This window comes from Minwuia sp. (assembly GCF_048263705.1).
Taxonomy (GTDB): domain Bacteria; phylum Pseudomonadota; class Alphaproteobacteria; order Minwuiales; family Minwuiaceae; genus Minwuia.
The window spans coordinates 1-19,828 of the sequence record NZ_JBLXDV010000001.1 but is presented as its reverse complement, the minus strand read 5'-3'; the positions used below and the strand labels follow the sequence as shown (position 1 = coordinate 19,828).

At 64.5% G+C, this 19,828-nt stretch carries 18 protein-coding genes; 10 read left to right on the top strand and 8 right to left on the bottom strand.

Going from position 1 to position 19,828, the window contains the following annotated elements; translation table 11 throughout:
- Window positions 1–18 precede the first annotated feature (18 nt).
- The 4 genes from ACN0X7_RS00090 to ACN0X7_RS00075 form a co-directional block, all read right to left on the bottom strand.
- Window positions 19–603 carry a L,D-transpeptidase family protein gene (locus ACN0X7_RS00090; RefSeq protein ID WP_417512822.1) on the bottom strand — a complete coding sequence of 195 codons (585 nt, stop codon included), beginning with the start codon at window positions 601–603 and terminating at the stop codon, window positions 19–21.
- Complete coding sequence (locus ACN0X7_RS00085; protein ID WP_417512820.1) at window positions 587–2,434, bottom strand: ABC transporter transmembrane domain-containing protein; 1,848 nt, start codon at window positions 2,432–2,434, stop codon at window positions 587–589. The genes ACN0X7_RS00090 and ACN0X7_RS00085 overlap by 17 nt, the downstream gene beginning before the upstream one ends.
- Window positions 2,435–2,577: 143 nt before the next feature.
- Window positions 2,578–3,186 (bottom strand): thiamine pyrophosphate-dependent enzyme, encoded by a 609-nt coding sequence (locus ACN0X7_RS00080; protein ID WP_417512818.1) that lies wholly within the window; start codon window positions 3,184–3,186, stop codon window positions 2,578–2,580.
- A gap of 5 nt (window positions 3,187–3,191) precedes the next feature.
- On the bottom strand, window positions 3,192–3,704 hold the full coding sequence (locus tag ACN0X7_RS00075) for a phosphonopyruvate decarboxylase (RefSeq protein ID WP_417512817.1): 513 nt from the start codon (window positions 3,702–3,704) through the stop codon (window positions 3,192–3,194).
- Window positions 3,705–3,786: 82 nt separating this feature from the next.
- On the opposite strand from ACN0X7_RS00075, the gene ACN0X7_RS00070 reads away from it, so the two are divergent.
- Together ACN0X7_RS00070 and ACN0X7_RS00065 are read left to right on the top strand one after the other, a co-directional pair.
- Entirely contained in the window at window positions 3,787–5,067 is a 1,281-nt protein-coding gene (locus ACN0X7_RS00070) for an MFS transporter (protein WP_417512815.1), read from the top strand.
- 156 nt (window positions 5,068–5,223) lie between these two features.
- Entirely contained in the window at window positions 5,224–6,777 is a 1,554-nt protein-coding gene (locus tag ACN0X7_RS00065; RefSeq protein WP_417512813.1) for a long-chain-fatty-acid--CoA ligase, read from the top strand.
- 86 nt (window positions 6,778–6,863) lie between these two features.
- Here ACN0X7_RS00065 and ctrA read toward each other — a convergent pair whose 3' ends face one another.
- Window positions 6,864–7,559 carry a response regulator transcription factor CtrA gene (gene ctrA / locus ACN0X7_RS00060; protein WP_417512811.1) on the bottom strand — a complete coding sequence of 232 codons (696 nt, stop codon included), beginning with the start codon at window positions 7,557–7,559 and terminating at the stop codon, window positions 6,864–6,866.
- A gap of 190 nt (window positions 7,560–7,749) precedes the next feature.
- Here ctrA and fliI point away from each other — a divergent pair, with 190 nt between their 5' ends.
- The 3 genes from fliI (at window position 7,750) to leuC (ending at window position 11,045) form a co-directional block, all read left to right on the top strand.
- The gene (gene fliI, locus ACN0X7_RS00055; protein ID WP_417512809.1) at window positions 7,750–9,075 is read left to right on the top strand and encodes a flagellar protein export ATPase FliI; all 1,326 of its coding nucleotides are present in this window, start codon (window positions 7,750–7,752) and stop codon (window positions 9,073–9,075) included.
- The gene (fliJ, locus tag ACN0X7_RS00050) at window positions 9,072–9,491 is read left to right on the top strand and encodes a flagellar export protein FliJ (protein ID WP_417512807.1); all 420 of its coding nucleotides are present in this window, start codon (window positions 9,072–9,074) and stop codon (window positions 9,489–9,491) included. Before fliI ends, fliJ begins: the two co-directional genes overlap by 4 nt.
- A gap of 147 nt (window positions 9,492–9,638) precedes the next feature.
- Entirely contained in the window at window positions 9,639–11,045 is a 1,407-nt protein-coding gene (gene leuC, locus ACN0X7_RS00045; RefSeq protein WP_417512805.1) for a 3-isopropylmalate dehydratase large subunit, read from the top strand.
- Between the two features lie 130 nt (window positions 11,046–11,175).
- Here leuC and ACN0X7_RS00040 read toward each other — a convergent pair whose 3' ends face one another.
- Window positions 11,176–11,514: a TM2 domain-containing protein gene (locus ACN0X7_RS00040; protein WP_417512803.1), complete on the bottom strand. Its 339-nt coding sequence runs from the start codon at window positions 11,512–11,514 to the stop codon at window positions 11,176–11,178.
- 91 nt (window positions 11,515–11,605) lie between these two features.
- Here ACN0X7_RS00040 and leuD point away from each other — a divergent pair, with 91 nt between their 5' ends.
- The 3 genes from leuD to ACN0X7_RS00025 all read left to right on the top strand — a co-directional run bounded on the left by leuD (window position 11,606) and on the right by ACN0X7_RS00025 (window position 14,964).
- The gene (gene leuD, locus ACN0X7_RS00035; RefSeq protein WP_417512801.1) at window positions 11,606–12,217 is read left to right on the top strand and encodes a 3-isopropylmalate dehydratase small subunit; all 612 of its coding nucleotides are present in this window, start codon (window positions 11,606–11,608) and stop codon (window positions 12,215–12,217) included.
- Window positions 12,218–12,364: 147 nt separating this feature from the next.
- Complete coding sequence (gene leuB, locus ACN0X7_RS00030) at window positions 12,365–13,477, top strand: 3-isopropylmalate dehydrogenase (RefSeq protein ID WP_417512799.1); 1,113 nt, start codon at window positions 12,365–12,367, stop codon at window positions 13,475–13,477.
- A gap of 269 nt (window positions 13,478–13,746) precedes the next feature.
- Window positions 13,747–14,964 carry a CaiB/BaiF CoA transferase family protein gene (locus tag ACN0X7_RS00025; protein WP_417512797.1) on the top strand — a complete coding sequence of 406 codons (1,218 nt, stop codon included), beginning with the start codon at window positions 13,747–13,749 and terminating at the stop codon, window positions 14,962–14,964.
- 18 nt (window positions 14,965–14,982) lie between these two features.
- Here the strand turns inward: ACN0X7_RS00025 and ACN0X7_RS00020 are convergent, their stop codons facing one another.
- Both ACN0X7_RS00020 and ACN0X7_RS00015 read right to left on the bottom strand, forming a co-directional pair.
- The gene (locus ACN0X7_RS00020) at window positions 14,983–15,990 is read right to left on the bottom strand and encodes a zinc-dependent alcohol dehydrogenase family protein (protein ID WP_417512795.1); all 1,008 of its coding nucleotides are present in this window, start codon (window positions 15,988–15,990) and stop codon (window positions 14,983–14,985) included.
- A gap of 46 nt (window positions 15,991–16,036) precedes the next feature.
- Window positions 16,037–16,939, bottom strand: coding sequence for a LysR family transcriptional regulator (locus ACN0X7_RS00015; RefSeq protein ID WP_417512793.1), 903 nt, complete (start codon window positions 16,937–16,939; stop codon window positions 16,037–16,039).
- Between the two features lie 101 nt (window positions 16,940–17,040).
- On the opposite strand from ACN0X7_RS00015, the gene ACN0X7_RS00010 reads away from it, so the two are divergent.
- Window positions 17,041–18,024: an NAD(P)H-binding protein gene (locus ACN0X7_RS00010; protein WP_417512791.1), complete on the top strand. Its 984-nt coding sequence runs from the start codon at window positions 17,041–17,043 to the stop codon at window positions 18,022–18,024.
- A gap of 29 nt (window positions 18,025–18,053) precedes the next feature.
- Window positions 18,054–19,484 (top strand): metalloprotease TldD, encoded by a 1,431-nt coding sequence (gene tldD, locus ACN0X7_RS00005; protein WP_417512789.1) that lies wholly within the window; start codon window positions 18,054–18,056, stop codon window positions 19,482–19,484.
- Window positions 19,485–19,828 lie beyond the last annotated feature (344 nt).

Below are 19,828 nucleotides of genomic sequence, written 5' to 3'. Positions count from 1 at the left end.
ATACCGGTCAGTTGCCGGTTAACCGACCATAGCTGTCTGGGGGATACAAGCCCGACGTAGGGGAAAGGCAGGTGTTTTTCCGCCCGGACTGTGAATGCGAAAGAGATCGCCGGGCCTCAGCAGGACCAGAAGACGGCGAAGATCGCCCGGCTGAAGCGCGACACACCCCTCGGTCGGCTCGGCAGCAGGGGACATGACATGCACGAACACCGCGCTCCCCCGTTCCGGCACGGCGGGCCGGTCGTTCTGCCCCAGCACGATCAGGCAGTCATACAGCCGGTCGCCACGCCAGAGTTTTTCGTGCCGCGCGGGGAACGGCAGCCTGACAAACCGGTTGTAGCGCGGATGGCCGGGATCATCGCACCAGCCATGGGACCGCAGCACCGGCGTTGCAGGAAGCAGCGTGCGGGGGCGTCCCGCCCGATTTCTGAAATGGACATGCCGAACCGGAAACAGGCCGACGGGCGTTCCGCCGTCACCTTCCCGCTTGTCCGCGACAATTCCCGTTCTGCCCAGAGTGCATCTCAGACGCATCCCGCCGAACACGAGGTGACCGTCGGTGAAGACATGGGCGATACGCCGCGATCTATTCAGCCGCTTCATGCATGGCATCGCGGGAGGCATCGAACTGCAGCTTCGCCAGACGCGCATACAGCCCGTCCTGGGCCATCAGTTCGGCATGCGTGCCCGACGCGACGACCTTGCCCTGATCCATCACGATGATCCGATCCGCCTTCAGGACCGTGGCCAGCCGATGCGCGATGACCAGTGTCGTCCGCCCCTGCATCAGGGTCTCCAGGGCCTGCTGAACCGCACGTTCGGATTCGGCATCCAGCGCCGATGTGGCCTCGTCCAGCAACAGGATCGACGGATCGCGCAGCAGCGCGCGGGCAATGGCAATGCGCTGACGCTGCCCGCCCGAAAGCCGCTGCCCCTTCTCGCCCAGTTCGGTGTCATAGCCTTCCGGCAGACGGTCGAGAAACTCTGCGGCACCGGCGGCGGCGGCGGCTTCGCGCACCTCTTCGTCGCTCGCCTCGGGGCGACCGTAGCGGATGTTCTCCATCGCCGTGGCGGCAAACATCACCGGATCCTGCGCGACCAGCCCATAGCGGCGACGCACCTCCACCGGGTCCGCATCGGCGATGTTCGTACCGTCGACCAGTATCTGCCCCCGTTCGATGTCGTAGAAGCGCAGCAGAAGCTGGAACACGGTCGACTTGCCGGCACCGCTCGGGCCGACAAGCGCGACCTTCTCGCCCGGCGCGACCGACATCGCAAAACCGTCCAGTGCCGACACTTCCGGCCGTGCGGGATAGCGGAAACCCACGTCCTGGAAAGCAATGCTGCCCTCGGCAGGATTCAGTGCGGTCGGCTGCGCCGGCGTCGCGATACCGGGCGGCATCGACAGAAGTTCCATCAGCCGCTCCGTGGCGCCCGCCGCGCGCTGCAGATCGCCCCACATCTCGGACAGGGTGCCCACCGACCCGGCCACGACGATGGCGTAGAACACGAAGGCCGTCAGTTCACCGCTGGACATCACCCCGTTGGCGACATCCGTCGCGCCGAGCCAGAGCACGATGTCGATCGCACCGAAGATGCACAGGATGACGACGGCGGTCAGCCAGGCCCGCACCCAGATCCGCTTCTTCGCGACAGCCAGCGTCGCACTGACCGCACCGGCGAACCGGCGCTGTTCGTGATCCTCCTGCGTGAAGGCCTGCACCGTCTGCACGGCGTTCAGGCTCTCCTCGGCGCGGGAGTTCACCTCTGCGACGCGGTCCTGGCTCTGGCGGCTGAGCCCGCGCAGCTTGCGGCCGAACAGGATGATGGGAATGATCACCAGCGGCACGATGGCCAGCACCATGCCGGCCAGCTTGGGACTGGTGATGATCAGCATCGCCAGACCGCCGACGAACATCAGCAGGTTTCGCAACGCCATGGAGGCGCTGGAACCGACGACCGTCTGGATCAGCTCGGTATCGACTGTCAGACGGCTCATCACCTCGCCGGTCTTGGTCTTCTCGAAGAAGGACGGGTCCAGCCGCAGCACATGCGCATAGACCGCATTACGGATGTCGGCGACGATCCGCTCGCCCAGCCAGGTCACCGTGTAGTAACGCGCGAAGGTAAACACCGCGAGCATGGCGAACACGCCGAACAGGGCGAGGAAATATTCGTCCAGATAACCCGCGTTGGCAGCCTCGCCGGGGGCCGCAAAGCCGTAATCGACCATCCGGCGCACGGCCTGGCCGATCGCCAGCGTGGCACCCGCGGCGCCGACCAGCGCGACGATCGCAAACAGGATCAGCGGGCGGTACGGTCTGGCGAACGGCCATAGCCGGACGAGCGCATTCACCTTCTTCGGCTTCGGGCGTCCGCTCTTGTCGTCGTGCTGGACTTCGCTGACTTCGATGCTTTCGGTCTCGCCGCTCACGATCGCTCCTGCGGAAATGGATGTGAGATTGCTATACCCGCCCGCGCCGGACCCGCCAAGGGCGGCGGTATGTCACCCGGCGGTTTCGCGCCCCTGCTGCATCGGCGGTCACAACGGGATCGCATCCCGGGCGGGTCCTCCGATCAGCCCTCGTTGACACCCGACGGGCCGAGCACCGCCAGCCGGAAACGGTCCTTCAGCCAGGCACCGTCCTTGGGCGGCAGGGAGAACGGCAGTTGCTCGGCCCTGATCTTGAAGCTCGCGAAGACCGGACCTTCGGCATCGTGGATCAGGCCGTGCAGCCGTTCCGCCTCGTCGGCGGTCGACGCCGAGGCCACGACGGGCAGACCGACCGACCGGGCGACCCCTGCGAGATCGACGCCTTCGGCCGTGTGGGTCGCCTGCATGCCGGTCTCGCCGTAGGATTCATTGTCGAAGACGACAATCGCCAGGTTCTTCGGGCGCTGGACGGCCACGGTCGCAAGCGCGCCCATCCCCATCAGCTGCTCGCCATCGCCGGTCACGACGATCACACGCCGGTCCGGCTGCGCCAGCGCGAGGCCGAGCCCCATCGCCGCCGCGCCGCCCATTGCGCCCCAGAGCGGGAACGTCGTGTGGCGGTCCCCGGCGGCAGTCAGATCCCAGGCGGTCGCGCCAAGTCCGGCAATGAAAAGGGCTTCGGGATTGTCTCCCATGATGCGCGCCGAGAGGTCCCGGCGGCGCAGCGGATAGGTGTTCGCGCGATCGGTCATGTCGTTCACTTCCCGAAACTCTTGGTACCGATCAGCTTCTGCGCGATCAGCACGGCCACGGGCGTCAGCCCCTCGAATGCCAGGTTGGCGGCGGCGGCAACCGTCGAGGCCGCATCGTCAGGGTCATCCAGCCGGTAGACGATGGTGCCCATCTGCTCCAGCAGCGGCCGGGCCGACTGTCCCATCGGCAGTTGCCACGGATTGAATTCGCCGAACTCCCCGCGCATCGTGATCAGCATCAGCAGCGGAAAGCGGCAGGTCACCGACGTCGCGATCATGTTCGGGCAGTTGCCCACACCGCTGGACTGCATCAGCAGCGCACCGCGCTGTCCGCCCAGCCAGGCCCCGGCAAGCACCGCCGGTCCCTCCATCTCGTTGGTCAGCGGGATGGCGCGCATGTCCGCATCGCCACGGCACCGGCCGATCAGGCGGCTGTGGCCCGCATCGGGCACATATGCGATCTGCCGGACATCCGCCGACTTCAGTTCGCCATAGATGGCGTCGGGCCAATCGGTCACTGCATTCCTCCCCTGTTCGGCGGAGGATCATAGTTGCGCAATCCGGCGCGTCCACCCAGACTGTGCGCGCAGAGGGGAACGCATGACCAACTCATCCATGGCAGCAGACAGGCCGATGGCACCGGCGCAGAAACGCCCGTTCCACGGCTGGATCATGGTCTGGGCGTCCTTCGCGATCCTGATGGTGGGATTCGGTGTGGCCTACACGTTTCCCGCCTTCTTCGACCCGTTGGCCAGCGAGTACGCCATCGATCGCGGCGACACCTCGCGAATCTTTGGTATCGCCGGTTTCCTGTACTTCTTCCTGGGCGCATGGAGCGGACCGGCCGGCGACAGGATCGGGGCCCGTCCCGTCGTCATCTTCGGCAGCATCGTGACTGCGCTCGGGCTGTTCCTGGCATCCCGCGCGGAAAGCGTGACCCAGGTCTACTGGGCCTATGGCCTGGGTGTGGGCGTCGGTGTCGGCTGCATGTACGTCCCCGCCATCGGTGTCGTGCAGCGCTGGTTCGCGGTGCGGCGGGCCACCGCGTCGGGCATGGCCATCATGGGCATCGGCGTCGGCACCTTCATCGCGCCCCATGTGGCCGACCTGCTGATCGAACAGGGCGGCTGGCGCAATGCCTATGCGATTCTGGCCCTCGCGGTGCTGGTGATCGGCGTCGGCGCGGCGGCCCTGCTCTCGAATGCGCCGGATTCGCGTGGCCAGTTCCCCGATGGGTCTGACGGTCCGCCCACGGGCATCAATGCCGGTCCGTCCCTGACCGGACCCGAGGCGCGCCGGACCTTTCCGCACTGGATGATCTTTGCCGGCGCGATGCTGGTCTCGATCGGCCTGTTCGTCCCCTTCGTTCACATCGCCAAGTTCGCCGAAGGAATCGGGCTTTCCGAGGATCAGGGGTTCTGGGTGATCAGCACCATCGGAATCGGTTCCATTCTGGGCCGCATCGCGCTGGGTCCGGTGGCGCAGAAATTCGGTCGTCAGCCGGTGGTGACGTTCCTGTACTTCGGGCTGGCGGTGTCGATGGTCGGCTGGAACTTTTCCACCGAATACTGGCACCTGCTGGTCTTCGGCGTTGTCTTCGGCACGCTTTACGGCGGCTTCGTCGCGCTCGCGCCGACACTGCTGGCCGACTATTTCGGCGTGCAGCACACAGGCTCCATCATCGGCTTCGTCTATGCGTCGGTCGGCGTCGGCGCACTGATCGGCCCGGCCCTGGCCGGCGACCTGTTCGATGCCTACGGATCCTATGAATATCCGATCCTCGTCGGGGCCATGCTCTGCCTGATCGCGGCGGTCTGCGTCATGCTGCCCAAGAGCCCCGCCGTCTGGCGCGCCGAACGGTTCGGATCACACCATTATTGAAACAGGATCGGGCTGCGGCACGGCCAGGCAACCGGCATCGCCGTTCCGGACAGCATGGCGGCCTGCCCCGTTTCAGCGAGGCTTGTCACCATCGGGCCTGCCCCATACGCTCTGGCCGCTTGTTTCGAGGTTCCGGGGAGGGTTCAGGAAATGCACATGTCACTGACGCAGGGAGTCCGGCGCGCGGCGCAGGTCAATCGCAACGGCGTCGCGACCGTTTTCGCCGACCGCACGCGCACCTGGTCGGAATTCCACGACCGCGTCGCCCGGCTGGCGGCCGGACTGCAATCACTCGGTCTGGATGCCGGCGAACGGGTCGCCCTGCTGGCCAACAACTCCGACCGCTATCTGGAATATTTCTTCGCCGTGCCCTGGGCCGGCAACGTCTTCGTACCCGTCAACACACGCCTGGCCCCGCCGGAAGTGGCCTACTGGCTGTCGGACTCCGAGAGCCGCGTGCTGTTCATCGACGATGATTTCCTGCCGTTCCTGCCAAAGCTGCAGGGCAACATGCCGTCGGTCGAGAAGATCGTCTATGTCGGCGACGGCGACGCGCCCGACGGCCTGATCCACTATGAATCCCTGATCGACAGCCAGAGCGCCATCGAAGACGCCGGGCGCGAGGGCGAGGATCTGGCCGGGCTCTTCTACACCGGCGGCACGACCGGCGTGTCCAAGGGCGTCATGCTGAGCCACCGCAACCTCGTGTCGAACGCCCTGCACATGATGCGCGATTCCGACTTCGAGGAGGACATGATCTGGCTGCATTCGGGCCCGATGTTCCATCTGGCGGACGGGACATCGACCTTTGCCGCAACCATGCTGGCGGCCAGCCACCGCTTCATCCCGAAGTTCGAACCCGCGGCGGCGCTGGAAGCTATCGAGACCCACAGGGTCACCAACGGTCTGTTCGTGCCGGTGATGATGAACATGGTGGTCAACCATCCCGACGTCACCAGGCGCGACCTGTCCTCGCTGCGCGGCATCCTGTACGGCGCTTCACCGATGCCGGAGGCCGTGATCCGCAAGGCGATGGAACTGATCCCGAGCGTCGGCTTCTATCATGCCTACGGCCAGACCGAGACGTCGCCCCTGCTGACCATCCTGAAACCGCAGTTCCACAGCTTCGGCGAGGGCGGCAAGGCGAAGTCCGCCGGGCGCGCCACCTATGGCGTCGAGCTGTGCATCAAGGACGAGGACGGCAACATCCTGAAGCCCGGCGAGATCGGAGAGGTCTGCGCGAAGGGGCCGAATGTCATGCAGGGCTACTGGAACAAGCCCGAACTGACGGCGCAGACGCTGAAGGACGGCTGGATACACACCGGCGACGGCGGCTATCTGGACGAGGACGGCTTCGTCTACATCGTCGACCGGGTGAAGGACATGATCATCTCGGGCGGCGAGAACGTCTATTCCGCCGAGGTCGAGAACGCCGTCTACCAGCATCCTGCCGTCGTCGAATGCGCGGTCATCGGCGTGCCGGACGACAAGTGGGGCGAACGCGTGCACGCCATCGTCCGCTGCCACGAGGGCAAGTCGACGACCGAGGCCGAGATCATCGCCTTCTGCCATGACCTGATCGCCAACTACAAGTGTCCCCGCAGCGTCAGTTTCCGGACCGAACCGATGCCCGTCTCGGGCGCCGGCAAGATCCTGAAGACGGAACTGCGCAAACCCTATTGGGAAGGCGTGGAGAAAGGCGTGAACTGAGCCGGACCGCCCGCCCCGAACGAAAAAGGGGCTCCGGCAGAACCGGAGCCCCCGACAGGGAGGGACGCTAAAGGAGGTTGACCGGGTCAGGCTGCCGCTTCGGCAGCTTCCGGGTCGCGCAGCACATACCCGCGGCCCCAGACCGTTTCGATGTAATGCTCGCCGCCGGTGGCCGACGCGAGCTTCTTGCGCAGCTTGCAGATGAATACGTCGATGATCTTCAGTTCGGGTTCGTCCATGCCGCCGTACAGGTGGTTCAGGAACATTTCCTTGGTCAGGGTCGTGCCCTTGCGCAGCGACAGCAGTTCCAGCATGGAATATTCCTTGCCGGTCAGATGGATGCGCTGGTTCTCGACCTCGACGGACTTGGTGTCCAGATTGACGGTCAGCTTGCCGGTGCGGATGACCGACTGGGCGTGGCCCTTGGACCGGCGGACGATGGCGTGAATGCGCGCGATCAGTTCCTCGCGGCGGAAGGGCTTGGTCAGATAATCGTCGGCACCGAAGCCCAGCCCCTTCACGATCCCGCCCACGTCGGCCATGCCGGAAAGGATCAGAACCGGGGTATCGACCTTCGAGACCCGCAGCTTCTTCAGCACGTCATAGCCGTGCATGTCGGGCAGGTTCAGGTCCAGCAAAATGATGTCATAGTCATAGAGCTTGCCAAGATCGACGCCCTCTTCCCCGAGGTCGGTCGCATAGACGTTGAACCCGTCGGAAGCCAGCATCGTTTCGATACCGCGTGACATCGCCATGTCATCTTCGATCAGCAGTACGCGCATGTTTCTGTTCCCTTACCTGTGCCCGCAGGCCATGCGAAGGATAATTTCCGATTAATCTTAACCAAAGGTTAACAGCGTTAACTTTTATGTCGAGAACCCTAATTTTCCGGGCCCGGCCATGTTTAACCCGACATTAAGCCAATCGTGTGACGGTCGCTTCGTTAAACAATTCACGGGGTCGGTCGGTATCGTGCACAGCCTGCTTGCAGAACTGGAACGGATAGAACCAAAGAGCTATTTCGGTCGCGTATCCGCGGTTCAGGGCCTGATGGTCGAGATCGGCGGCATCTCATGGCGGCTGAGTGTCGGTGCCCGGGTTGCCCTTGGCGCGCGCGATGGCCGCCAGGTCGAGGCCGAGATCGTGGGCTTCCGCGATGAAACGGCGCTGGCCATGCCCTTCGGCGCGCTGGATGGCGTCGGCGTCGGCTGTCAGGCTGTGATCAAGGCCGATCAACCGGTGATACAGCCGGACGCAAGCTGGCTGGGCCGGGTTGTCAATGCGCTGGGCGACCCCATCGACGGCGGCCCGCCGCTCAGGAACGGCCCGCGCTCGTGCCCGCTGCGGGGCCGTCCGCCGCAAGCCCATCTGAGGGATCGCGTCGGTGAGCCGATGGATACCGGCATCCGGTCGCTGAACACCTTCCTGACCACCTGCCGCGGGCAGCGCATGGGCATCTTCGCCGGTTCCGGCGTCGGCAAGTCGGTGCTGCTGTCGATGCTGGCCAAGTTCACCGAAACCGATGTCGCGGTGATCGGTCTGATCGGCGAACGCGGCCGCGAGGTGAAGGAATTCATTGAGGACTATCTGGGACCGGAAGGCCTCGCCCGCAGCATCGTGGTCGTCGCCACGTCGGACGAACCGGCGCTGATGCGTCGCCAGGCCGCGCACATGACCCTGACCCTGTCGGAGTATTTCCGCGACGAGGGCAAGGATGTGCTCTGCATGATGGACTCGGTCACCCGCTTCGCCATGGCGCAGCGCGAGATCGGCCTGTCCGCGGGTGAGCCGCCCGCCGCCAAGGGCTATACACCGTCCGTCTTCGCCGAACTGCCGCAACTGCTGGAACGTGCCGGCCCGGGCACCGACGGATCGGCCATCACCGGCCTGTTCACGGTGCTGGTCGAAGGCGGCGATACCGACGAACCGATCGCCGATGCGGTGCGCGGCATTCTGGACGGCCACGTCGTGCTGGAACGGGCCATCGCCGAGCGGGGCCGCTATCCGGCCATCAACATTCTGAAATCCATCTCCCGGACCATGCCCGCCTGCCAGACCAAGGAGCAGCGCGAGATCTCCGGCAGGGCGCGTGAACTGCTGGCGGCCTATGACGAGATGGGCGAACTGATCCGCATCGGTGCCTATCGCAAGGGCTCGGATCCGCGCATCGACGAAGCCATTGCCTACAACGCGCAACTTGAGGCCTTCCTGTCACAGGACATGGAAGAGCATGAAACGATCGACGGCGGTTTCGCCCGGCTGGCCGAACTGCTCGGATATGAAAGGGCTGCCGCATGAAGACCCTCGAAAGACTGATCGGAATGGCGCAACTGACGCTGGATCAGGCCCGGCAGGCGCTGACCGATCTGGAGGTCGTGCGCGCCGACCTGGCCGACCGCGTGATCCAGATCGACAATGAGATCGCCCACGAGATGCAGGCCGCCCAGACCAACCCCATGCTGACCAACACCCTCGGCGGTTTCCTGAAAGCGGCGCGGGACCGCCAGTCGCGTCTGCGCATCTCCATCGCCGAACTGGACGGGCAGATCGAAGTGGCCCGCGAGAAGGTCTCCGAAGCCTTCCGGGAGCGCAAGCGCTACGAGCAGGTGCTGGAGAACCGGCGCGCCGAGCGGAAACGACGGCTCGACCGGCGCGAGCAGGAGCAGATGGACGAGATCGGCCTGCGCAACGCCCGCAAGCAGATGGGTGCCTGAACACGGCGCGCCGCCGCATGCGGTCGTGTGACCGGCAGACAGCGGTGCGACCCACTCTCTGTCGTTGACCTGCGGCCCCGGTTTGCATAGGGATAGCCCCGTTTTCCGTACGTACCTGTACCGCCATCCGGGGAAGAGACCGCCGTCATGACCGCACCAAGAACATTGTTCGACAAGATCTGGGATTCACACCTCGTCGAGACCCGCGAGGACGGCACCTCGATTCTGTATATCGACCGGCATCTGGTGCACGAAGTCACCAGTCCGCAGGCATTCGAAGGGCTGCGCAACACCGGCCGCACCGTGCGCCGCACCGACGCCACGCTGGCCGTCGCCGACCACAATGTGCCGACCAGTGACCGCTCCGCCGGCATCACCGACGAGGAAAGCCGCATCCAGGTCGAGACGCTGGAGAAGAACTGCGCCGATTTCGGCGTGCCCTATTTCGGCATGGATGACATCCGTCAGGGCATCGTGCACATCATCGGCCCCGAGCAGGGTTTCACCCAGCCCGGCATGACCATCGTCTGCGGCGACAGCCACACGGCAACGCACGGCGCATTCGGTGCGCTGGCCTTCGGTATCGGCACGTCCGAGGTCGAGCACGTGCTGGCGACCCAGTGCCTGCTGCAGCGGAAATCCAAGAACATGCGCATCACGGTCGAGGGCGACCTGCCCATCGGCGTGACCGCCAAGGACATGATCCTGGCCATCATCGGTCGAACGGGGACGGCAGGCGGCACCGGCTACGTCATCGAATATGCCGGGTCGGCGATCCGCAACCTGTCAATGGAAGGCCGCATGACGGTCTGCAACATGTCGATCGAGGCGGGTGCGCGCGCCGGGCTGATCGCGCCCGATCAGGTGACCTTCGATTACATGAAGGGCCGTCCGATGGCGCCGAAGGCCGGTCAGTACGAAGCCGCCGTCAACTACTGGAAGACCTTCGTTTCCGATGAGGGCGCGCGGTATGACGAGGAAATCCATCTCGCCGCCGAGGACATCACCCCGCACATCACCTGGGGCACCAGCCCGCAGGACGTCGCACCGATCACGTCACGCGTGCCCGACCCGGCCGAGGAAGAAGACGAGATCCGCCGCTCCTCGCTGGAGCGCGCGCTCGACTACATGGGCCTCCAGCCGGGCGTGAAGCTGACGGATGTTCCCATCGACAAGGTCTTCATCGGATCCTGCACCAACGGGCGGATCGAGGACATGCGTGCCGCCGCTGCGGTGGCGAAGGGGCGCAAGGTGGCGAGCGGCGTCTACGCCATGATCGTGCCGGGTTCCGGTCTGGTGAAGGAACAGGCCGAACAGGAAGGTCTGGACAAGATCTTCATCGAGGCCGGCTTCGACTGGCGTGAACCCGGCTGTTCCATGTGTCTGGCCATGAACGCCGACCGGTTGCAGCCGGGCGAGCGCTGCGCATCGACATCAAACCGCAACTTCGAAGGCCGTCAGGGCCGCGGCGGGCGCACCCATCTGGTCAGCCCGGCCATGGCCGCCGCGGCGGCGGTAAAAGGCAAGCTGGCGGACGTGCGCGATCTGGATTGAGGGCAGTCTGGGCTTCCATGGGCTTCCTCGGTGTCATGCCCGCCTCTGCGTGGGGGTGACACCTTTGATGTGACATTCGACAGCCGATCGGGCAGGGACCGACGGCAGCCGGAACCTGTGCGCCCGGTCGTTACCGACCCCGTTCGATGCGGTCGAAAAGCGCCTTGTTTTCGGATGCCACCATGCCCGGAATCAGGAAGGCATCGAGCAGCCACCACAATCCCCAGGGAATGAGGAAGATGGGAAGCCAGATCACCGCCGTGATGCCTGATCCGATCAACCACAGCACGAACATGAGCACCGCCGACACGATCCGCCCCAGATAGACCCGGTGCAGGCCGAGCCAGCCGAGGAAGAACCAGACGACATAGGCTGCCAGAACGGATTTCCGCTTGTCTTCATATTCTGCGGCATTTGCCGAAGCCTGATTGTCGTTGCCGCCGGGAAATTCGGCATCGGGTCGAGACATGACTGTTTGCGCTTTCTCTGCTGCTATCGTCTTTAATTATGCGGCGCGCGGCGCTATGACAACGCCCAAGACATTGAGGGAGCAGTCCACCATGCAGAAATTCGACAAGCTGACGGCCATCGCCGCGCCGATGAAGATCGACAACATCGACACCGACATGATCATCCCGAAGCTGTTCCTGAAAACCATCAAGCGGTCCGGACTGGGCAAGAACCTGTTCGACGAGATGCGCTATACCGAGGACGGTGCGGAAAAACCGGACTTCGTGCTGAACAAGGCACCCTATCGCGACGCCGAGATCCTGGTGGCCGGCAAGAACTTCGGCTGCGGGTCCAGCCGCGAGCATGCGCCATGGGCGCTGGTCGATTTCGGCATCCGCTGCGTGATCGCCGAGAGCTTCGCCGACATCTTCTACAACAACTGCTCCAAGAACGGCATTCTGGCGGTGCCGCTGCCCAAGGCGGCCATCGACTATCTGCTGGCCGACGCCGCCGAGGGCCTGGAACTGACCGTCGATCTGGAAAGCCAGACGGTGAAGGCGTCCAACGGCAAGACCTTCGAGTTCGAGATCGATCCGTTCCGCAAGCACTGCCTGCTGAACGCGCTGGACGATATCGGCCTGACCATGCAGTCGGAGAAGTCCATCGACACCTACGAAGGTTCCCAGAAAGCCGCCCAGCCCTGGCTTTACGCCGGCGCCTGAAGCAATAGACCACCACCTGCTCCGGGACTTGATGCCGGAGCCCACGCCTGAGCTTTGCCGCAATCCTCGCGCATTCAGACGCGCTCTGGCATGGACCCCGGGATCAAGTCCCGGGGATGACCATCGAGATTGAAGGAGACATCACCAATGGCATCCAACCGCAAGCTTCTGATCCTGCCGGGCGACGGCATTGGCCCCGAGGTCATGGTCACCGTGCGCAAGGTCATCGACTGGATGGACAAGCGCCGCGCGGTCTCCTTCGACGTCGAGGAAGACCTGGTCGGTGGCTCGGCCATCGATGCCCACGGCATTCCGGTGACCGACAAGACCGTCGATACGGCGATGAACTCCGACGCGGTGCTGCTGGGCGCGGTCGGCGGGCCGAAGTGGGATGAACTGCCGTTCGATCAGAAACCGGAACGCGGCCTGTTGCGCCTGCGCAAGGATCTGGGTCTCTACGCGAACCTGCGGCCCGCGCTGTGCTTCGATGCGCTGGTCGAGGCGTCATCGCTGAAGCCGGAGATCATCGCCGGGCTGGACATCATGATCCTGCGTGAACTGACCGGCGGCGTGTATTTCGGTGAACCGCGCGGTATCGAGGACCTGCCCAACGGCGAACGCCGGGGCATCAACACACAGGTCTACACGACATCAGAAATTCGCCGCGTCGCCGCGGTCGGCTTTGACCTGGCCCGCAAGCGCAACAACCGGCTCTGCTCGGTCGAGAAGGCCAACGTGATGGAATCCGGCGTGCTCTGGCGGCAGGAAGTGACCAAGCTGCACGCCGAGGAGTTCTCCGACGTCGAGCTGTCCCACATGTACGCCGACAACTGCGCGATGCAGCTGGTCCGGGCACCGAAGCAGTTCGACGTGATCGTCACCGACAACCTGTTCGGCGACATGCTGTCGGACGCCGCCGCGATGCTGACCGGTTCGCTGGGCATGCTGCCGTCGGCATCGCTGGGCGATGTGGACGAGACCGGCCGCCGCAAGTCGCTGTACGAGCCCGTGCATGGGTCGGCACCCGACATCGCCGGTCAGGGCAAGGCCAATCCGCTGGCGACCCTGCTCAGCTATGCCATGTCCCTGCGCTACACGTTCGACCTGCCCGACGACGCCGACCTGATCGAGAAGGCCGTGAACAACGTGCTGGCCAAGGGCCTGCGCACGCCGGATATCATGGCGTCGGGCGGCACGGCGGTTTCGACCGAGCAGATGACCGAGGCGCTGATCCGCGAACTGGACGAAATGGCGGCATAGTTCACGCGGCATGATCATCTGCTGTGCAAATTCCCTTGCGGCAGGTGCGATGTTTGCGTAATAGATATTCATCTTTTGCCCAAGTCTCGGGAGGGAAGCCCGGGCCGAGCGCTGCCACAGACGCGCGCCGCCGGGTGAGAAATACGGCAAACGAAGGGAAGCCGGTCAACATGTTGGCCGGCTTTTCTTTTTCTGACCGCTCTGCTCAGCTAAGCTGGCTTCGGCACCGGGAATACATCGCCCCGGATCTGCTCCTTGGGGAGGGAACAGTGACATACACACACGTGCTGGACGGCGTGACCGTCCTGGACTTCACGCAATTCATCGCGGGTCCGGCCTGTACGCGCCTGATGGCCGAAATGGGCGCGGACGTGATCAAGATCGAGATGGCCCCGAACGGCGACCTCTGCCGGGTGCTGCCGGAACTGCGCGAGGGCCGCTCCGCCTATTTCGTGCAGCACAACCAGGGCAAGCAGTCGGTCTGTGTCGACATTCGCAAGCCGGAGGCCGTCGATCTGCTGAAGGGCCTGATCGCGCAGGCCGATGTCGTGATCGAGAATTTCTCGCCCGGCGTCATCGACCGCCTCGGCCTCGGCTGGGACGTCGTCCACGCGATCAACCCGCGTGCCATCATGTGCTCGATCTCGGCATTCGGTCAGTCCGGTCCGCTGCGTGACTTGCCGGGCTTCGACTATATCGCCCAGGCCGTTGCCGGCGTGACCTCGATGATCGGCGAACCGGACAAGGCCCCGCCCGTTGCGGGTCTGGCGGTCGGCGACATCGGGACCGCGATCACGTCGCTGGCCGCCATCAATGCGGCACTGTTCCATCGCGAGCGTACGGGCGGAGACGGACAGTATCTCGATATCTCGCTGCTGGATTTCTACTTCCACGCCCATGAATTGAACGTGCAGTCCTACACGATGACCCGGGGCGCGACACAGCCGACCCGGAACGGCAGTCATCACCCGCTGGTCGCGCCGCTGGGTATCTTCAAGGCACCCGAGGGATTCATCGTGATCATCGCGCTGGGTGACCAGTGGCAGCGCCTCTGCCGGGCCATGAACATGGAAGAACTGATGAACGATCCACGGTTCGTCGATGGCACCGACCGTCTGGCCAACCGTGAGGCACTTGCGGCGATCATCGAAGGCTGGCTGCAGACGTTCAAGACCGATCGCGCGGTGCTGGATGCGCTTGAGAAAGCCCGTGTCCCCTGCGCGCCTGTACTGACCGTCGCCGAGGCCGTCGAGCATCCGCACCTGATCGAGCGCGGCACGATCCGGCGGATCGAGGATCGCGGCGTCGGCAGTTTCGGCATCCCGCGCAGCCCGCTGCGTTTCTCGGACTTCCCCGAAGAGCTGGATCTCACCGCGCCGTTCATGGGCGAGCACAACGCACAGGTGCTGTCCGAACGGCTCGGCAAGTCCGCGAGCGAGATTGAAAGACTCAGCGCCGACGGCGTTCTGCAGTCACGCCATATCTGAGCAGGCAACGCGTATCTCTCAGACCTCGATCACCAGCTTTCCGAAATGGCCGGCACCGCGCATCGTGTGATAGGCGGCGCGGGCATCGTCGAAATCGAACGTCTGGTCGATCACAGGCTTCAACCCGTGCGTCGTGATCGCCCGGTTCATGTCCAGAAACATGTCACGCGACCCGACATAGATACCGCGCACGGTCACGGATTTTCGCATGATCGCGGTCGGACTGGCCTGTCCGGCAACACCGGTCAGAATGCCGATGAGACCCACGAGACCGCCAACGCGGACGGCGTTCACGGACCTGTCGAAGGTTCCGGGTCCACCGACCTCGACCACCCGGTCGACACCCTTGCCGTTGGTGAGTTCCAGCACCGCTGCATCCCAGTCGGGTGTATTGCGATAGTTGATGGCCTCACCGGCTCCCAGTTCTTTCATGCGTGCCAGTTTCGCATCGGAGGACGACGTGACAATCGTATTGACGCCCATCATCGCGCAGAACTGCTGCGCGAAGACCGACACACCACCGGTGCCAAGCAGAAGGACGGTCTCTCCCGCCAGCACCGGCCGCGGCAGGGTGAGCGCATGCCAGGCGGTCAATGCCGCACATGGCAACGTCGCCGCCTCGGCATCCGTCAGATGGTCCGGCGTCGGGACAACGCCCCGTTCCGGCAGGACGACTTCTTCCGCCAGCACGCCCTGACGCGCGCCGCCGAGAGCCGAGGCCATGGCGGCGGCACTGATCTCACCGCCGGTCCAGTCCTCGAAGAAGCAGGAGGTGACACGGTCCCCCTCCTTCAGACTGCAACCGGCGCCGACGGCCGTCACGACGCCCGCCCCGTCGGAATTGGGTACCGTCGGGAACGGCAGTTTCCGGCTAACCGGGTCCTCGATGGTGGTCAGGTCGCGGTAGTTGATCGAATTCGCGTGCATCCGTATCCGGACCTGTCCGGGACCCGGCTCCGGCGTTTCGCGTTTCGCCAGATGCAGCGCGTCGACACCGTCTCCCGATATGATTTCCCATGCGCGCATGCCCGTTTTCCTCCCCCGTCAGAACGCTCCGGGCGGGAGTGTACTGTCAAACGGCGTCAGCACCACGCGCATAGTCGGCCAGACCCGACGCGAGATGGTCCATCAGCAGGCGCATGGGCAGGCTGGTCTTCAGCCGTTCGTGCATGGCCAGCCAGATTTCCAGATCGAACGACAGCCGGTCCGACATCACAGGCAGCAGATCCGGATCGCGCGCCGCCAGCGGCACCTGTACCCCGCCGATCCCGTACCCGGCGCGCAGCATCGCCAGTTGTGCCGTCTCGGAATCGCTGCGAAAGGTGAAGGTGTCCGGCGTCACCGGGATGCCAAGCCCGGCGGCCATCCTGATCGCCATCGGGTTGCGGTCATAGCCGATGAGACGATGCCCCTGCAGATCCTTCATCGCCTGCGGCATGCCGTGCGCCTCGATGTAGGCGCGATGAGCATAGAGGTGAATGCGACTGGTCGCGATCCGGCGGGCAATGACGGCCTGCTGCTCCGGGCGCACCATCCGCACCGCCATGTCGGCCTCGCGGGTCAGCAGATCCAGCGGCTGGTTGGAGGACACCAGTTCGAACTCGATATCGGGATGGTCGTCGGCGAATTCAGTCAGAATCCGCGGCAGAACTTCCTGCGCCATGACCTCCGCGGCAGTCAGCCTGATGGGGCCGCTGATGGCCGTGCTGTCACTCGCTGCGGTCCGTTTGAGCGCGGCAGCCGCATGGGCCATGGCGTCAGCATGCGGTGCCAGCGTCAGCGCCAGGGCCGTCGGCGTCATGCCGATCCGGGAACGGGTGAACAGCGCACCGCCCAGCCGAACCTCCAGCGCATCGACATGCCGCCCGATGCTGGGCTGGCTCATGCCACGCGCCCGCGCCGCCTGCGACAGGCCCCCTTCGCGCAGAACGGCCCGAAAGCTTTGAAGATGATCCCAGTCAAGATTCTCATTCATACAAAAAAGTATAGATAAAGTTCGATTTCAGTCAATTTCCATTCGTCACAGCCGCGACCATTCTTCCGTCATGTTCAATGAACCTGTTGGAGGATCAAACCATGACACAGCGAATCCTGATCATCGGAATCACCGGCGGCGCGGGCTGCGAGATGGCCAGCGCCGCGCTGGACAGCGGATATGACGTCCGCGCCATGCACCGGCACCCCGGCGCACTCGACCTCAACCCGGCCATCGACGTCGTGGCCGGCGACGCGATGGTGACAGCGGACGTGGTGCGGGCGGCAGGGGGATGCGATTTCATCCTGCATGCCGCAAATCCGCCCCGCTACCGGAACTGGGACAGGACGGTGGTGAAGATGGCGCGCAACGCAGCCCGCGCGGCGCTGAGCGTCGACGCGCGCCTGTTCATCCCGGGCAGCATCTATAATTTCGGACCGGATGCCATGCCGCTGATCCGCGAGGGGGCCGAACAGAATCCGGTTTCCGCCAAGGGCCGCGTCCGGGTCGAGATGGAGCGGATGCTGAAAGACAGCGGTGCGAAGGTCACGATCCTACGGGCCGGCGATTTCTTCGGCCGCCACGCACCGGCGTCCTGGTTCGAAACGGTCATGCGTACGCCGGGCAAGCCCGTGCGAAAGGTGATCTGGCCCGGCACGGACGCCGGCCATGCCTTTGCCTACCTGCCCGACCTCGCCCGTACGTTTGTGCGCCTGATGCAGGAAGATGCGCGCATGGATCGGTTCGAGGACCTGCACTTCGCGGGTCATTACTTCGCGAACGGTCGTGACTTCGCCGTTCAGATCGCCGAGGCATCGGGTTTACCCGCGTCGAAAGTGAAATCCTTTCCGTGGGCCGCCACGTTCTTCGCAGCACCCTTCGTTCCCCTGCTGCGCGAGATCCGGGAGATGCGCTACCTCTGGCAGGTCGATGCGGCGCTGGACAACACCCGGCTGCTGGAGCGGATCGGTGAGGAACCGCACACGCCGATTGCCGAGGCCCTGCATCTCAGCCTGAGCAGCAAAGACGCCGAGGCCGACGACGCCTCTTGGAGTGAAGGGTCCGCCACCCTATTCTCTGCGTAGCAGCATTTGCCCAACAGCCGGAGTACCCGATGTCCAATCTTTCCCAGACCGACGACCTGTTTTTCGACCGCGCAGGTCTGGATCTGGGGAAGACGGAACGCCAGGTCGCCGAGGCGCTGAAAGGCGCCGACGACGGCGAGCTCTATCTGGAATACAGCCAGTCAGAGATGCTGGCGTTCGATGACGGACGCCTGAAGAACGCAAGCTTCGATACGGCGCAGGGCTTCGGCCTGCGCGCCGTTGCCGACGAGGCTCAGGGTTACGCCCACGCATCCGAACTGTCCGAAGCCGCCATCGGGCGCGCGACAGACACCGTACAGGCCGTCACCAGCGGCCACTCGGGCACTCAGGCCGATGGCCCAGCAGGCACCAACCGCATCCTCTATGGCGATGAGAACCCGCTGGGTCAGCCGAGCTTCGAGCAGAAAGTGAAGCTGTTGCAGGAGATCGACGCCTATGCCCGTTCGAAGGACGAGCGCGTACGACAGGTCACCTGCTCGCTGGCCGGATCATGGAAGGCCGTGCAGATCATCCGCGCCGACGGTCAGCGCGCGGCCGATATCCGTCCGCTGGTCCGTCTGAACGTCGCGGTCGTGGTCGGCGACGGCGACCGGCAGGAAAGCGGCTCGGCAGGCACGGGCGGGCGCACGGGCTTCGATATCTACATGGACCCCGTTCGCTGGCAGCAGGAGGTCGACGAGGCCCTGCGGCAGGCGCTGGTCAATCTCGACAGCATCGCCGCGCCTGCGGGCGAACAGACCGTCGTGCTGGGTCCGGGCTGGCCCGGCATCCTGTTGCATGAAGCCATCGGGCACGGTCTGGAAGGCGACTTCAACCGCAAGAAAAGCTCTGTATTCTCGGGCCTGATGGGACAGCGCGTGGCCGCACCCGGCGTGACCGTGGTCGATGACGGCACCATCCCGGACCGGCGCGGATCGCTGACCATCGACGACGAGGGCACGCCTTCGTCGCGCACGGTACTGATCGAGGACGGGATCCTGACCGGTTACATGCAGGACCGGCTGAACGCGCGGCTGATGGGGGTTGCCCCCACCGGCAACGGCCGCCGCGAGAGCTTCGCCCACATGCCGATGCCGCGCATGACCAATACGGTGATGATGAACGGCGACCGCGACCCCGAGGAGATCCTGCAGGGCGTGAAGAAGGGTGTTTACGCCACCAGCTTCGGCGGTGGCCAGGTCGACATCGTGTCCGGCAAGTTCGTCTTCAGTTGCACCGAAGCCTACGAGATCGAGGATGGCAGGCTGGGCCGTCCGCTGAAAGGCGCGACCCTGATCGGTTCGGGTGAGGAAGTGTTGAAGAAGGTCGCGATGATCGGCAACGACATGGCCCTGGACCCCGGCATCGGCACCTGCGGCAAGGCCGGACAGGGCGTCCCTGTCGGCGTTGGTCAGCCCACCCTGCGCATTGACGGCCTGACGGTCGGCGGCACAGGCTGACAGGGGCAACAGCGCGCCGGGACAACGGCTCTGAACCGTTCAGACAGTATGAATGAATCGCCGGTTTCCGGACTGTCACCCCTGGTTTATCCGGGGGAGCCTTCCTGAATGGCCGACATGGACAGCATTCGCCGGGTCTTCCGCTGCCCCCGCACGGAGGCGGGGATGACCGCCTGTGCGTCTGGCCGTTCAAATCAAATGATGGAGCGCTCTAGAGCGTTCCAATATTAGATTGAAGCGTATCCTGCATTGGTGATGTAGTTGGCGCACTCCTTTGGCGTGATGCTGTCGAGGGTGTTGGCTATGGCGCTGCACAGGGCTTCGTAGGTTCGGGCCTGCTGACG